15 protein-coding genes are annotated in these 14,082 nt (G+C 66.7%); 8 read left to right on the top strand and 7 right to left on the bottom strand.

The features are described 5' to 3' along the window. Positions 1 to 125 precede the first annotated feature (125 nt). On the top strand, positions 126 to 422 hold the full coding sequence (locus LOK44_RS09265; protein WP_237569670.1) for a hypothetical protein: 297 nt from the start codon (positions 126 to 128) through the stop codon (positions 420 to 422). A gap of 19 nt (positions 423 to 441) precedes the next feature. On the opposite strand, the gene LOK44_RS09260 is transcribed toward LOK44_RS09265, so the two are convergent. Further along, complete coding sequence (locus LOK44_RS09260) at positions 442 to 1,245, bottom strand: peptidoglycan recognition protein family protein (protein ID WP_237569669.1); 804 nt, start codon at positions 1,243 to 1,245, stop codon at positions 442 to 444. Between the two features lie 135 nt (positions 1,246 to 1,380). Next, positions 1,381 to 1,857 carry a hypothetical protein gene (locus LOK44_RS09255; RefSeq protein WP_237569668.1) on the bottom strand — a complete coding sequence of 159 codons (477 nt, stop codon included), beginning with the start codon at positions 1,855 to 1,857 and terminating at the stop codon, positions 1,381 to 1,383. A gap of 1,108 nt (positions 1,858 to 2,965) precedes the next feature. Here LOK44_RS09255 and LOK44_RS09250 point away from each other — a divergent pair. The 3 genes from LOK44_RS09250 to LOK44_RS09240 all read left to right on the top strand — a co-directional run bounded on the left by LOK44_RS09250 (position 2,966) and on the right by LOK44_RS09240 (position 6,162). Further along, a complete protein-coding gene (locus tag LOK44_RS09250) occupies positions 2,966 to 3,442 on the top strand; it encodes a hypothetical protein (protein ID WP_237569667.1) in 477 nt (158 codons plus the stop codon). Between the two features lie 186 nt (positions 3,443 to 3,628). After that, a complete protein-coding gene (locus LOK44_RS09245; protein WP_237569666.1) occupies positions 3,629 to 4,945 on the top strand; it encodes a DUF1800 domain-containing protein in 1,317 nt (438 codons plus the stop codon). 5 nt (positions 4,946 to 4,950) lie between these two features. Next, a complete protein-coding gene (locus tag LOK44_RS09240) occupies positions 4,951 to 6,162 on the top strand; it encodes a DUF1501 domain-containing protein (RefSeq protein WP_237569665.1) in 1,212 nt (403 codons plus the stop codon). A gap of 38 nt (positions 6,163 to 6,200) precedes the next feature. Here LOK44_RS09240 and LOK44_RS09235 read toward each other — a convergent pair whose 3' ends face one another. The 3 genes from LOK44_RS09235 to LOK44_RS09225 all read right to left on the bottom strand — a co-directional run bounded on the left by LOK44_RS09235 (position 6,201) and on the right by LOK44_RS09225 (position 10,087). Next, on the bottom strand, positions 6,201 to 8,381 hold the full coding sequence (locus LOK44_RS09235; protein WP_283817764.1) for an alkaline phosphatase family protein: 2,181 nt from the start codon (positions 8,379 to 8,381) through the stop codon (positions 6,201 to 6,203). 118 nt (positions 8,382 to 8,499) lie between these two features. Next, the gene (locus LOK44_RS09230; RefSeq protein ID WP_249783088.1) at positions 8,500 to 9,189 is read right to left on the bottom strand and encodes a cutinase family protein; all 690 of its coding nucleotides are present in this window, start codon (positions 9,187 to 9,189) and stop codon (positions 8,500 to 8,502) included. 25 nt (positions 9,190 to 9,214) lie between these two features. Then, positions 9,215 to 10,087 (bottom strand): alpha/beta fold hydrolase, encoded by an 873-nt coding sequence (locus LOK44_RS09225; protein ID WP_237569663.1) that lies wholly within the window; start codon positions 10,085 to 10,087, stop codon positions 9,215 to 9,217. Between the two features lie 315 nt (positions 10,088 to 10,402). Between LOK44_RS09225 and LOK44_RS09220 the strand changes: the two genes are divergently transcribed. The 4 genes from LOK44_RS09220 to LOK44_RS30090 all read left to right on the top strand — a co-directional run bounded on the left by LOK44_RS09220 (position 10,403) and on the right by LOK44_RS30090 (position 12,323). Then, on the top strand, positions 10,403 to 10,672 hold the full coding sequence (locus tag LOK44_RS09220; protein ID WP_237569662.1) for a WGxxGxxG family protein: 270 nt from the start codon (positions 10,403 to 10,405) through the stop codon (positions 10,670 to 10,672). A gap of 191 nt (positions 10,673 to 10,863) precedes the next feature. Further along, on the top strand, positions 10,864 to 11,019 hold the full coding sequence (locus LOK44_RS09215) for a DUF6131 family protein (protein WP_170314492.1): 156 nt from the start codon (positions 10,864 to 10,866) through the stop codon (positions 11,017 to 11,019). A 126-nt stretch (positions 11,020 to 11,145) separates the two neighbouring features. Further along, positions 11,146 to 11,706, top strand: a complete 561-nt coding sequence (locus tag LOK44_RS09210; protein WP_237569661.1) for a hypothetical protein — start codon at positions 11,146 to 11,148, stop codon at positions 11,704 to 11,706. Beyond that, positions 11,703 to 12,323: a hypothetical protein gene (locus tag LOK44_RS30090; protein ID WP_372481204.1), complete on the top strand. Its 621-nt coding sequence runs from the start codon at positions 11,703 to 11,705 to the stop codon at positions 12,321 to 12,323. The genes LOK44_RS09210 and LOK44_RS30090 overlap by 4 nt, the downstream gene beginning before the upstream one ends. 50 nt (positions 12,324 to 12,373) lie before the next feature. Here the strand turns inward: LOK44_RS30090 and LOK44_RS09200 are convergent, their stop codons facing one another. Together LOK44_RS09200 and LOK44_RS09195 are read right to left on the bottom strand one after the other, a co-directional pair. Then, a complete protein-coding gene (locus LOK44_RS09200; protein ID WP_237569660.1) occupies positions 12,374 to 13,312 on the bottom strand; it encodes a R2-like ligand-binding oxidase in 939 nt (312 codons plus the stop codon). Then, a complete protein-coding gene (locus tag LOK44_RS09195; protein ID WP_237569659.1) occupies positions 13,309 to 13,992 on the bottom strand; it encodes a TetR family transcriptional regulator in 684 nt (227 codons plus the stop codon). Before LOK44_RS09195 ends, LOK44_RS09200 begins: the two co-directional genes overlap by 4 nt. Positions 13,993 to 14,082: the final 90 nt, after the last annotated feature.

Below are 14,082 nucleotides of genomic sequence, written 5' to 3'. Positions count from 1 at the left end.
CGCCCTCCCGGCGATCTCCAGCCAATCTCCACGCGACCTTCATGCACCGTCGTCCCGTCCGCGACAGCATCGACGAGAGACAGATCGGGACCGCTGGGCGGTCCACCACGAGAGGGAGACAGATCATGAGGACCACCATCATCAGGGCCGCTCTGACCGCGACCGCCGCTGCAACGGCACTCGTGCTCGCCCCGGCGTTTCCCGCCGCGGCGGCATCGTCGGCCGAACTGACCATCGCTCAGCTCGAAGCTCAGGGCTTCGACGTGAAGGTGAACCGGATCGGCAGTGCGCCACTCGATGAGTGCGTCGTGACCGACGTGCGCAATGGCCGCGAGCAGAAGCGCTTTGAGCGCATCGGCGACGACCTGATCGAGGTCGTCTTCAAGCGGACCATCTCGGTGTCATTGGACTGCTCGCGCTGACCACCATCGCGTTCCTTGCCTATTGCGGCGACGCCCGGGCCGACGGCACGCCGGTGAGCCGCAGTGCCGCGGCGGTCACCGGTCCGACGACGCCGTCGACGTCGAGGCCCGGCGTGCGCCGCTGAAACTCGCGCACCGCCGCTTCGGTGGCCGGGCCGAACACGCCGTCGATCACCAGGTCTCCCGCGTACGCGCGGTAGGCGTGCTTGAGCCGCCGCTGAAGTTCTACGACCAGCTCCCCCGACGATCCCCGCTCCAACAGCACGGCTGGCCAGACGTCGCCGAGTCGTCGGGCCACGTCCCCGCGGAGGACGTCCATGTCGATCGCACCCGGATCCCACTTCCCTTGTGAGCGTCCCGCGTATTCGTGATGCCCGATGGTGCGTGTGGCGGGAAGTCCGAGTCGACGGTGGATCGCGGCGCAGCATCGAATGAGCGCGAAGTACTGTGCGTCCGGCCAGTTCTCACGGTGTAGCGCAGTGGGACTCGTCCCACTGTTCGCACATTCGATCCCGATCGTGTGCCGGTTCCCGCCGTTCGTCGGCAGCCAGGGATACCGGCCGGAGCCTGCGTGCCAGGCGACCCCGGCCGCGACGACCGTGACGGTGCCGTCTCGCGCGACGTGTAGTTGGGACAGCGGACCCCTCAGGTCGGGCCGACCCTCGGCGATCGATGCGGCGCTGGCGCGGTCCGATCCCGTGTGATGGACCATCACACCGCGGACGTCGGCGAAGTCGGCGTGCCCGCGGATGCGCCATCCGGGGTACTCGACGACGTCGGCGCCCTCCGCCCGCAGGGCGTCGGCGATCCAAACGGGGTTCACCCCTCACCCTCCTCACTTCGGCACCGGCCAAGGGTAAGTGTCGGTGCGTCGGACACGCCAAAAGGCGGCCGCGCGAACGAATCGCACGGCCGCCTCTTGCGGTTGGTTCGGTCTCGACCGAACCCTACGGGAGGGTTAGCCCCGGTTGAACAGGTTGCCGATGCCGCTCAGCAGGCCGTTTCCGGCCTGGCCCAGCTGGCTGATGGCGTTGGTGCCGGCCGTGCCGACCTGGGTCTGACCGTTCTGGACGGCGGTGCCGGTCTGCGAAATCGCGTTGGTGCCGGCCGTGCCGACCTGGATCTGACCGTTGGAGACCGCAGTGCCCGTCTGCGAGATCGCGTTGGTGCCGGCGGTGCCGACCTGGATCTGACCGTTCGAGATTGCGGTGCCCACCTGGGTGAGGAAGTTGGTGCCCGCGTTGCCCACCGAGGTGGTGGAGGACACCGAGCTGCTGCCCGGGCTGAACTTGTTGCCGTTGTTCGTCACGGTGTTCTGCAGGTTCTCGGCACCAGCCGTACCCGCGCCTGCGAGGGCGAAGCCCGTCGCGAGTGCAGCAGCACCGCCGGCCACTGCCACGCCCGACACGATCCTGCGTCCGATGGTTCCACTCATGAGATGTCCTCCCTGTCAGCAACGGTGTTGTTGTGTGTCCCGAAGTTACCATCGAATGGCCGTCGGAAACATTAACGACGAGAGAAACCTTTGGTTTCTTTTCCAGTTCGTGACCATTGTTTGGTTTGCCACTGGCAAAGAAACCCCGTGAACCCCGGTTGAGCCATGCGAGTGGTAACGACTTCCAGGCCTTCAGTCCGTCTAGGGAATCAGCCGATCGCACCTACTAGAAGCCGCATTGAGCTGCGTAAAGCTATTAAATCGCCAGTTCAGGGCCTACGTGGCGCGCGATCCGAACGTCGGCGCCGGCGCCATCGAGCCGGCGACGTCGCGAACGCCCAGCTACCTGCAGTTTAGGACCGTGAATGCATGACGCACTTTGCCGATGGCAATCGTCGAGGCGCCGCGAATGCGTCGAGACGAATGGATTATTTGACGGTCTCGTAAAGTTGCCATAGGAAAACGTCAGCAAACTGTCAGGAACATGTCGATTCGCGTCCGAAGCACTGCCGCGGCGCCGGAATGGCGTCGCAGCGCAGTGGCGCTCGGTTGGCCGTCGCCAACTGCAGGCCGTCCAACCCGAGCCGCTCGCCACGACACCCAGAACAAGGCCTTTCCTGCCGCTGACTTCCTTCAAGATTTGCTGCCATTTGACCACAGCTATCGCTCGACGATCTTCTGGAACGTGCTGCCGCTACGCCCGCGCGTTCGCGGAGGCGGTCCGTGGATCCGAGCCAGGCTACCTCGAGACCATTGCCAGGCGAACGACCTCGAGATCACCTTCGTCACCCAGCGTGGAGATGCGCGGCAGGCACTGGGTGGACCGGCGTCACCGCGACCACATCTACGATCAAGCCATTGTCCGGAAAGGCTTTTCGTTGATCTTGGCCGGTCATGAGCGGCACGAGCGCAGCACGGATCGCCGACCGGAGGGAGAGCGCTACCGGACCCGATTGCGGGAAGGACGCGCACGTCACCCCCGGCAAACCCACTTCCACAGCCCCCGTGACGGGCCTAGCGAAAGTTTTCTCGGATCGGTGGTTTGAGCACCATGCCGCCAGGTTACTTCTAAGAAGTCTTCACAACCGTTGCTGCAAGGGAGTAGCTCATGGCACACACACAGATTTCATTCGGCCGCAGGATCATGTCGGGCGTGGCAGTCGCCGGCGGCGCTGCGGCGCTTGCGACGGGAATGGCGCTGGCCGGCGCCGGAACCGCTGCTGCGGACAATCAGCAGAACGTGCTCACCGGGGACGGGAACAGGTTCTCGCCGAGTTCGGGCGTCTCGGCAGCAGCCGCTGATCCGGGCACGAACTTCCTGACCAACGTCGGCACCGCGATCTCGAACGCGCAGACCCAGCTCGGCACGGCAGGCACCAACGTGATTTCGCAGACGGGTACCGCCATCCAGAATGGCCAGACCCAGACCGGAACCGCCGGCACCAATGCAATCTCGCAAACCGGGACCGCAATCCAGAACGGTCAGACCCAGGTGGGCACTGCAGGCACCAATGCACTCACTCAGCTGGGACAAGCCGGAAACGGCTTCCTGAGCGGCATCGGGAACTTGTTCAACCGGGGCTGATACGGCAACGAACAACGGTCGGCTGCGCGAGATTCATTCGCGCAGCCGACCTTCCGTTGGTGCGCCACCTGCCCGATCGAGGTGGCGGGGCATTGGCCCAGCCACCCTCCGACCAGGTTTACGCTGGTCGAAACGGCAGCGCGGTAGGGGAATACGCGTCAGAGCGAGAAGGTGGGTCGGCGGCCCTTGAGCGGACAGTCGCCGCGGTGGCAGACCGCCGCACGGATGCTCCGGCGCTCGGGTTTCGGCGCCACGGGGCCGCAGATCGATGCGCTCGTCGGGCGCGACTGGTCCGCACACCTCGACGTCGTACTGGGCTTGGACCCGGACCGCGATCCGGGCGCCGTGGCCACGCCCCGACCAACTCCGGTCACACCGCCGCTTCCTGGCAACGGCGCCCGAGCCACTGATCTCGACGCGTTCACTGACACACTGGCCGCGCAGATGCAGGAACTCACCTCGTGGTGGGTCCGCCGCATGGTCGCAGTCGAGGAACCCGTCCACGAGAAGTTGACCTTCCTCTGGCACAACCATTTCGCGACGTCGGCTCAGAAGGTGCCCGTCGCCGAGTGGATGGGTAAGCAGAATCAGACGCTGCGCACGCTCAAACTGGGGGACTTTCGGACGCTTGCCGTGGCGATGCTGTCCGACGCCGCGATGCTCTACTGGCTCGACGGCGTGAGCAACACCGCCGCGCGGACCAACGAGAACCTGTCGCGTGAGTTCATGGAACTCTTCACGCTCGGCCATGCGAACGGCTATTCCGAGGTCGACGTTCGCGAAGGCGCCCGCACGCTCACCGGCTGGTACATCGGGTACGGCGGCAGCACGCGCGTGGCGTATGGCTTCCACGACGGGGCGACGAAGACGATCCTGGGCCGCACCGGCAACTTCGACCATGCCGAGTTTTGCGACGTCGTGCTCGGCCAGCCCCAGTCCGCGGCTTTCGTCGCGGGCAGGCTGTGGCGGCAACTGGCGTCCGACGAGCCCGCGTCGCCCGCGACGTTGAGCCGCCTGATCGCCGCCTACGGTCCCCGCCGCGACCTGCGTGCGCTGACGAAGGCGATTCTGCTCGATCCCGAGTTCGCCTCCGCGACGGGGACGATGGTGTGTTCGCCGGTCGAGTGGACCGTCGGGGTCATCCGCTCGCTGAAGGTGCCACTGAACGACCCGCACCTGATGGATGCCATCCTGATCGCGCTGACCGTGATGCGACAACGCCCCTTCTATCCACCGGACGTCAACGGGTGGCCCCACGGCCCCGCCTGGCTGTCGACGATCGGCACGGCAGCGCGAGTCTGGGCCGCGGAGAAGTTCGCCAGCCTCGGAGACCTCTCCACCGTCGAGCAGGCCGCCCGCACCGACCGCGTCGACGCCGTCGGCTATCTCATCGGCGTCGGCGGCTGGACCGACCGCACTGCCGCGGTACTCGACGGCCTGGCCGACGATCCTCGGCGCATGGTCGCCGCCGCCGTCAACAGCCCCGAGTATCTGACGGTGTAGGCGCGATGCCCGAGATGAACCGTCGCAATTTCCTGATCGCCGGAGCCGGCGTGGGCGCCGCAGGCCTGCTGTCGGGCGTGGCGGCGGTATCGCTGCCCGATCTGCTCGACGCGGGCAGACAGCGGCCGATGCCGGAGAAGAGCGGCATCCTGGTGATCGTCACCCTCTACGGCGGCAACGACGGCATCAACACGGTGATTCCCTACGCGGACAACGCCTATCACGATGCACGGCCCGACCTCGCGTACGCGCCGGGCGAGGTGCTGCCGCTCGATGGGCAGCTGGGCCTCAATCCGGCGCTAACGGGGATGGCGGAGCTGTGGCGCCGCAAGCGGCTGGCGATCGTGCGTGGCGTCGGCTACCCCAACCCGGACCGCAGCCACTTCCGGTCCATGGACATCTGGCAGACGGCCTCGCCGAACGACGCCGTGCCGACGGGCTGGATAGGACGGTGGCTGGACGCCAGCGGCGACGATCCCCTGCGCGCCATCAACGTCGGCGCCGTCCTGCCGCTGATGGCGGTCGGCGAGAAGCACGTCGCGTCCGCGCTGTCCGAGACGATCCCCCGCATCCCGACCGACATCGCCGACACCCTCAGCGCCATGGCGGACGACGATCCCCGCGACACCCCTGCGATGCGGGCGGTGCGGCGGACGTACCGGGCGACGAGGGTCACCGAGCCCGAATTCGGCAGGGTCATCAAGGGCGTCGATCCCGCGACGGCGGGCCGCAGCGCCGACGTCGAATCCCTTTCCGCTCAACTGGACGTCGTCGCGCGATGCGTCAAGGCTGCCGTGCCGACCCGGGTGTACATGGTCTCCCTCGGAGGGTTCGACACCCACGCCGACGAACGAGGCACGCAGGAAGAACTGCTCCGCACTCTCGACGATGCGCTGACGCCGTTCCTGGCCCAGATGCGCACCAACATGTACGGCCGCAACCTGGTGGTGATGGCGTACTCGGAGTTCGGTCGGCGCGTAGCTGCCAACAGTTCCCAGGGCACCGACCACGGCGCGGCGGGTCCGGTCTTCTTGATGGGCGCACCCGTGAAGGGCGGCTTCTACGGCGACGAACCCAGCCTCACCGACCTCGTCGACGGTGACCTGAAGACCACGACGGACTTCCGCGACGTCTATCACGAACTCCTGAGCAAGACGCTCAGGACGGATCCCGTCCCGTCGGTCGGGCTCGGTCGGCGGGACGTCGGCTTTCTCTGAGGCCGACGGGACATTGGTTTCCTCTAAGCAGGCGTTCTCTAAGCCGCCGTGGTGCAGCCCATTTCGGACACCGACCCGCATGCGAGCAGTCCCGCGTCCGACGTGGGTGCGGGGGTTGGCGCGAAGTCCGGTTGCTCGGGCGGGAGCAGCGGGAAGATCCGGGCGCCGGTGACGCCGGTCAGGAACGCGACGATCTGCGCGGGCACGTTGGTGGCGACGTAGAGGCCGTCGAACACCGCGTTGAACGGCAGCAGAAGGAAGTTCGGCAGCCCCGCGCCCAGATCGCGCTTGAGTTCGAGGACGTAGTACGGCACCGTCGCGAACACCGTCCGCGCGCCCAGTGCGATGTTCGTGATCAGGTCCGGGTAGTCGTTGTCGGCGATCGCGTCCTGCAGCGCCTTGACGAGGTCGTCGGGCAATTCGTCACCGGCTGCGAGCGACTGCAGCGTCACGCCGTCGGAGCCCGCCCTGGGCGTCCCGCCGAACAGGCTCACCACCGTGGGCGTCGTGTCGACGATCTCGTACTCCAGGTTGACGTAGCCGTCCTTGAAGTCCGGACCGTCGACGATGACGAACGTCGCTGTCTCGTCCGGGGATTGGAAGCCGTGGCCGAAGCCGACCTGCGGCTGGTGGCCGTGATCGGTGACGACCATGATGGTCCAGTCCTCGCCGGTGGCCAACTCCCGTGCCGCGACGGCATCCATCATCTCGCCGAGGTTGTCGTCCATGTTGCGGATGGCGTCCTTGTACTGCTGCGAGGCGCCGCCGTACATGTGGCCGTTCTCGTCGACGCCCACGAAGTACGAGAAGAGGAAGTTGGGCGCGTCGGCGCCCGCGATCGCGTCGACCGTCAGGTCGGCCACGGCGTCGTCGGTCAACAGCCAGTCCCTGTCGCCCTCGAGTTGGGCGACGTAGAGGTTCTCGTCGACGGGGATGGCGCCTGCGCCTGCGATGCCGTTGATGACGTTCCAGTTCGCGACCGTCATGGTTTGGATGTCCCGGTCGATCGACTCGAGCTGGGTGAAGACCGTCGGCCAGGTGTTGTACGTCCACGGCGTGAACACGTTGTTGATCACGCCGGTGCGCTCACCCCAGACCCCCGTCAGGATCGCCGTCCACGACGGGTTGGAGATCGTGGTGTGGCCGACGATGCTCGACGCGGCGGTCGTGCTGGTCCCCATCAGCTCGAGGAAGTTCTGGTTGTAGTCGTCGGCGAGGATCCTGCTCAGGTTCGTGCCGTCGATGCCGATCACCAGGACGCGTTGCTTGGTGGGTTCGGCGACCAGGGTGGTGCCTTGCTGGGGCGCTGCCTGGCGCGGGCCCAGGATCCGCTCGAACTCGTTGCGCACCAGCGATAGTGCCGCGGACAGGAACGGGATCTGAATGGGCGAGTTCTTGGCGGCGTCGAGCAACGGCTGCAGCACCGCGGCGACCAGCTGAGTCACCGCGGTGATCAGCGTGCGCGGCTGCTGCGGCACCACAGGCGCGGTCGCCGCCAGCGAGGTCGTGGTCGTGGCTGCACGCTGAGTCGAGGGCTGACTCGTCGAGAGCTTCGTCATTGCGGACGGCGCGACGGTCTGCACGGGTGCTGAGACGTCGACGGCGACAGGGGCGGTCGATGACGTCTCGGGCGCCTCGGCGGTCACGGGTCCGGCAGGCTGAGCCGGTGCCAACTGCTCCGGCTGCGGGTTGGAGTCGTTGCCCTTGGCGGGCTCGTCGGATGGCGGCTCGGCTGAGACCGGCGCGGTCCCCGAAGGTTCGCTGACAACGGGTTCGACGACAGCGGGTTCGACGGTCGACGGATCGACGGCCTCGGTCGGCGCGTTGGCGTCGGCGTCATCGGACGCCTCGTCGGTGGTGTCACCCGTCGCAGGGGTGTCGGCGGGATCGTCCGAGTCCGCGGCGTCGTCTCCGTCGGACGATTCATCGGAGGGGCTCTGCGACGAACCCGGTTCCGACGTCGACGTGGAACCGCCCGACGGGCCTTCGGCTGGCTTCGACGAGCCGGATGCGGCCCGTGCCGACGACGTCCCCCCCGACGTCCCCCCCGACGTCCCCGAAGAGGAGGTCCCCGAAGCAGCACTCGAGGACGAGGAATCCGAGGACGAGTCGCCTGCGGGAGCCGCGGATGCGATGCCCGGCGTGGAGGCCACGGCGACACCGACGCCCAGCGCCACCGCCAATGCTCCGACGCGGCCGACGTGCCTTGCGTAACCCATCAACGATTCCCTTCGTCTACACGCTTACTGGGCCGAAAATTACGCGTCACCGGCCGCTGGTGCCGGAAAACGGCGATTTGATCTTCGGTGCGGACGAAGAGCCGCCGCCGGGTCGGGGTTAGACGCGACCTGCCGCGAAGGCGGCCGCCTGTACCACCATGCCGTTGGCCGCATAAGCGTTGTGCGCCGCCGGATCGAGCCCACCGGAGCAGATCGGGTCGTTGATGGCGCAGAGATCGACCGTCTTCGACACGAACGCCGAGCCCACCGGGACGTACGGCTGGCCGATCAGGAAGAGGAACCGCTGATTCGGCTTGCCGAAGAGGGCCACCGCGTCGACGCGATCGGCGACGTCCGGCGGCAACGGGGCGGTGGTGCCGTAGGCGAACGAGTTCGGTGGCACCGCAGCCGCGTCGGCGGTCACGAGTTGGGCGACCGCCGCCCCCTGGGAGAAGCCGCCGAGCACGATGCTGGTGTCGGGGCAGTCCGCGGCGACCTGACGGATGTGAGCGCCCGCGTCGTTCACGCCGACTACCGCCGTGGGCCAGTTGTCTGTGGCCGGGTAGTCGACCGAGTACAGCCCGACCGTCTTGTCCCCGAGCTGGCCACGCAGCGAGTCGGTGAAGCTCTGCCCCACGAAACCCGGACCGACGGGTTCCGTGGTGCCGCGGGCGAAGACGACCTCGACGTCGGAGCAGGAGGCGGCCGACGCCGGTGCCGTTCCGAGCGGGAGCAGCGTCGCCGTGCCTCCGACCACGGCAGCGGCGACGAGGCTGGACACTCGGTGAAAGTTAGATCGACGAATCATCACTCCATGGTGGCATAGCTCCGCGTCACGATTGGCCGCCGTGGCCCAGCCGTTCGAAGATCTCCGGGTAGTGCGAGTGCGCCACGAGGTGTCCGCCGGGACGGAGGTGCAACACGGCACCGGGTACCCGGCGGGCGAGTTCGGCGGGCCAGTCGCGGTCGATGAGTTCGTCCTCGGTTCCGGCCCAGACGTCGACGGGCACGGTCACGTCCTCGAGGCGAAAGCCCCACGGGCGCATCCACGCTCGATACTCCTCGACGACTCCGCGCGGCTGCCGCAAGCCCTCGTGCATCATCGCCGAGAAGGCGGCGAAACCCTCTGCACGGATTACCGCCCCGTCGGCGGGGCCCAGTTCACGTGCAGCAAGACGGCCGTTCACGCTGGGCGCAACGCGCGCAATCAGCGACATCGACCGGAAGCACGCGCGGGCGATCCACGGCGCCCGCTGCGACAGCCGCGTGTACGCGCGGTCCATGAACGGCAATTGCGCAAAGACGCCCGGCCCGTCGAGTGGCAAGGCACCGGCAACGATGGCGACCCGGGTGACGCGCCCGGGTAGCGCGAAACCGAGTGCCGCCGCGTACTGCCCTCCCATCGACCAACCCATGGCGGCGAATCGGTCGACTTCCAACTGGTCCAACAGCTCGACGACGTCGGCAGCCCAGTCCAGGACGGTTCGGCCGGGTTGCGGATCGGAGTGGCCTACACCGGGGCGGTCTGGGGAGACGAGACGGATCCCCGCGGCCGATGCGGCGGCGTGGGCCGACGCGACGTCGAGACGGCACGCGAGGCCGCCGTGGGCGTTGACCACGACCGCGCCTGCTGGATCGCCGAAGGTGGCGTAGCTCAGGCGACGACCGTCGCGAAGGCGAATCAGACGGTTGCTACTCGGCGGCATGACGATGACGATCGCAGGTTAGATGCCGCCGTACGGCAAATTCCGCGCTCTGAACGCTTCGTTCAACTGTCATGCCATGGCATTTGATTGCGACGGCCTCCCGGCCGGTTAGCCAACCTACCGAAGATCTTGGCCGGAGTGTCCAATTATGGCTGCTAGCAGCGTCTTCACCACACCCCTCTGGAAGTCGGTGTTGCAGAGTGGTTTAGCTACTGTTTGCCGGGGAAGTAGTTCGGCGCAAGTGAGTGTGAGCGGACGCGCTCGAGCCCGCTGACTTGCGAACACCTGCAAACACACCCACCCAAGGAGCAATCAATGCGCAAGCAACTCGTGATCGGCAGTACCGCTCTCGCCCTGATGTTCGGGGGCGCGGGCGTTGCCAACGCCACTGAGTTCGCGAATACCGCACCGACGACGACGATCGTTGCGGCAGAGACCCAGGAAGACGACGGCGACAACACCGGCCTGTGGGGCCTTGCAGGCCTGCTCGGATTGCTCGGCCTGGCCGGCCTCAAGCGGCGCAAGGACGTCGACCACCGCGTGGTCGCCAATCCGAACCCGAACGTGAACCCGCCTCGCGTGTAATACGTCATCAAGCAGAACCCCCGTCGACGCCTCGCGCCGGCGGGGGTTCCTGCTTCTCGAGTGGGGTGCGGGTTCATACCCCCCTAGGGGTGTATCGGGGTACCCCTGCGCGGTGGTCGACTGAATCCACGCCGAGCATCCCGCTCGACACCAAGAGGCGCACCACGTGCGCGAATAGGAAGGCCATCACCGTGATCGTTCTCGGAATCATCCTGCTGCTAGCAGGTTTCATCCTCAAGATCTCCATCCTCTGGACCATCGGGATCATCCTCGTCGTCGTCGGCCTCGTCCTGACGGTGCTGGGCTCGATGGGACGGGCAGTCGGCGGCCGTCGCACCTACTACTGAGGCATCGCTGGGGAGCCCCTGCAGGGCAACCCCTTCGGCGCTTGTCCGGAGTGAGTCAAGATTATTGACGTTTGCGTAGAAACTTTGATGGGTAGGCCACCGCTAGACATTGGGAGGTAGGACGACATGCCAAGTTGGATGTGGATTGTGGTTGCGGCTGCGGTCGTGATCTTCGTCGCGGCGATCATCATCGCCAGTAGGAGAAGCCGCGACACGGACCGGTTGAAGAATCGATTCGGACCGGAATACGAGCGGACCGTGTCAGAGGTCGGGGACGAGAAGGCCGCTGAGAAGGAACTCCTCGCCCGTGAGCGGAAGCGGGACGAACTGGACATTCGCCCACTGGCGCCGGCGGTACTGGACGGTTACGTCACTCGTTGGCGTGCAGTGCAGACGGCGTTCGTCGATCATCCGTCGAGCGCCGTCGGAGAAGCCGACCTGCTCGTCACCGAGGTGATGCGGGACCGCGGTTATCCCGTGGACGACTTCGACCGGCAGGCCGCCGACATCTCGGTGGACCACCCGACCGTCGTCGCCAATTATCGAGCAGCACACGACATTCACCTTGCGCAGCAAAAGGGCGACGTCGGTACGGAACAACAGCGTCAAGCGTTCGTGCACTACCGGGCGCTGTTCACGAAATTGCTCGAAGTCGAGAACGACAAGTCACAGGAGGCAAGCGCATGACCACTCACGATCAGCACACCCCTTACTCGGGCTCCGATCCGATGGACCCACGAGACCGCCAGGACTTTGGAACAGGACAGGCACAGCCCCCGTCCGAGTACCCCGCACAGCCGTCGTCTGAGCATCCCGCGCAGCAGCCGTCGTCGGGATACCCCGCGGAGCCCTCGTCGGAGTGGTCGGCACAACCGTCGTCGGAGTCAGCGGTAGCGCCGTCGTCCGAACGGATGTCCCAGCCCGGCGCGACGATGGATGCGGATGTCGCACAGCACGACTCGTCCGCCCTTGGCAGCACGGACGCCGAGGTCAACGGTGCTGTCACAGGTGGCCAGGCGGCATCGGCAGGCAATGACCACGATCTGTTCGCCGATGACGAACTGGCAGGACTGCGCGCCCGGTGGGACAACGTTCAGGCCAGCTTCGTCGACGATCCGAAGGAGTGCGTCCAGAAGGCCGACGGCCTGGTCGCCGACCTGGTCGAGCAGCTCACGCGCAGCTTCTCGCACTCGCGTTCGCAGCTCGAGGAGCAGTGGGCGCGTGGCGAGGACGCCTCGACCGAGGACCTGCGCATCACGCTCAAGCGCTACCGCGAATTCTTCGATCGCCTGCTGGCGGTCTGAGCCTTCGGCCCCCGCTGCCGCCCTGCCCACCGGCAGGGCGGCAGTCTGCGTCAGGCGGACGTCGCCAGCACCCGGCTGTCCTCGGCGGCGAAGGTGTCCTCGAGGTGCAGCGGCGAGTAGTCGACGTCGATCTCCTCCACTGGGCGGCCGCGCGCACTGCTGATGGTGCCGAAACGGCGCATCCCCTTGTCGGCCGCGTACTGCTGGAACTCGTCGATCGAGAAGCCGAACGGAATCTCGTCGTACAGCGCGAACGAGTCGTCGGTGTTCTTGAGCGCAAGCGGAATCAGCTCGTTCATGCGGCTCTCGAACACGTCCCAGTTGCCGTCATCGGCGGCGACGTGCCGCCGACAGGTGAAGGTGCCCCACGCCATGTGGCGTCGCTCGTCGTCACCGATGCGCCGCACCAGCTCCTGCATTCCCGGAAGAACGTGCCGATCGATGCAAATTCGGTGCCACGCATAGTATCCCGTGAGGGCCATCATGCCCTCGATCACATGGTTGTAGGTCACCGAGGCTCGGACCTGAGCTGCCGGTGACGGGTCGGTGGCCAGGGCGTCGAGCGACGCGGGCAGTTCCTCGTAGAACATCTGCCGGTACGACGGCAGGTCGTCGAGGTAGCCCTGCAGGTCGTCGGTCATCCCAACGGCGTCGAGCCACATGCGGAACACCTGCGTGTGCTTGGCCTCCTCGAAGGCGAACTGCGTCAGGTACATCTCGTCACCGAGTCGGCCTTCGGCGCGCATCGCGGCCATGAACGGCTGGATGTCCTGTGTGACCGCCTCCTCACCCGCGATGAACTGCGCGCAGAGCCGGGTGGCCCACTCGCGCTCCAGGGTGGAGAGTGACTCCCAGTCGGCGCGGTCACGGGAGAAGTCGATGTCGGCCGGGTTCCAGAACTTCGCATTGCCGCCCGCGAAGAGCTTGAGCGGCATGCTGTCCCAGTTCAGCCCGCCGGCGGCGAGTGAGTCCGAGTGCGTTCTGGTCATGGTGCTGCCTCCTGGGTCGAGTGCTTGGGCGCTACGGGTAGGGGTTGAAACGCCGCCGCGAGGACGGCGACGTACCGGCGCACGGCCAGCGCCGGTTGTTCGGGCGACAGTTCGTCGAGGCCGAGGATGGGGTCCAGTCCGCGCACGTACGGGGCCAGCGCCAGGTGCGGCAGGATCATCAACAGGAGCGAGAGCAGGGTTTCGACGTCGGCGTCCGGCCGCAGGTCCCCGCGGGTTCGGGCGTCCTGGATCAGCGGGCGTAGGACGTCGAGGTAGTGGCGGTGCACGACGGCCCGGACACTGACCCGCGCGTCGGTCTCCAACTCGAAGTTCGCTGCGGCGTGCAGCTTTCGCTCCCTTGGATGGTCGGCGAAGTAGGCGACCCACGCGTCGAGGAGATCGGCGAGGAACTCGAAGAACGGCCGGCTGGCGTCGAGGTCGCGGATGCGGTCCTCCATGTAGCGGCGCACGCGCTGACTGGCGACGTCGGTGATGAATGCGTAGAGATCGCGCTTGTCGGCGAAGTACTGGAACAAACTGCCCTTCGCGACTCCAGCGCGGCGAGCGATGACGTTGAGGCTTCCGCCGGAGAAGCCGTGCGCGGCGAACTCTGCCTCTGCGGCTGCGATCACCGCTGCCCGCCGCTCGCCGTCGAGCCGGGCCCATGTCACCGTCGGCATCTCGCCTCCACGTCTCTATGACCACTGGTCATATTACTGTGATCGACGCCACAGTCAATGGCGGCCGGTAGGGGCGGTGCGGGCTAACCC

This window comes from Mycolicibacterium lacusdiani, from assembly GCF_021916785.1.
GTDB lineage: Bacteria > Actinomycetota > Actinomycetes > Mycobacteriales > Mycobacteriaceae > Mycobacterium > Mycobacterium lacusdiani.
Note: the sequence above shows the minus strand (reverse complement) of the source record. Positions and strands in the feature narration are given on the sequence as shown.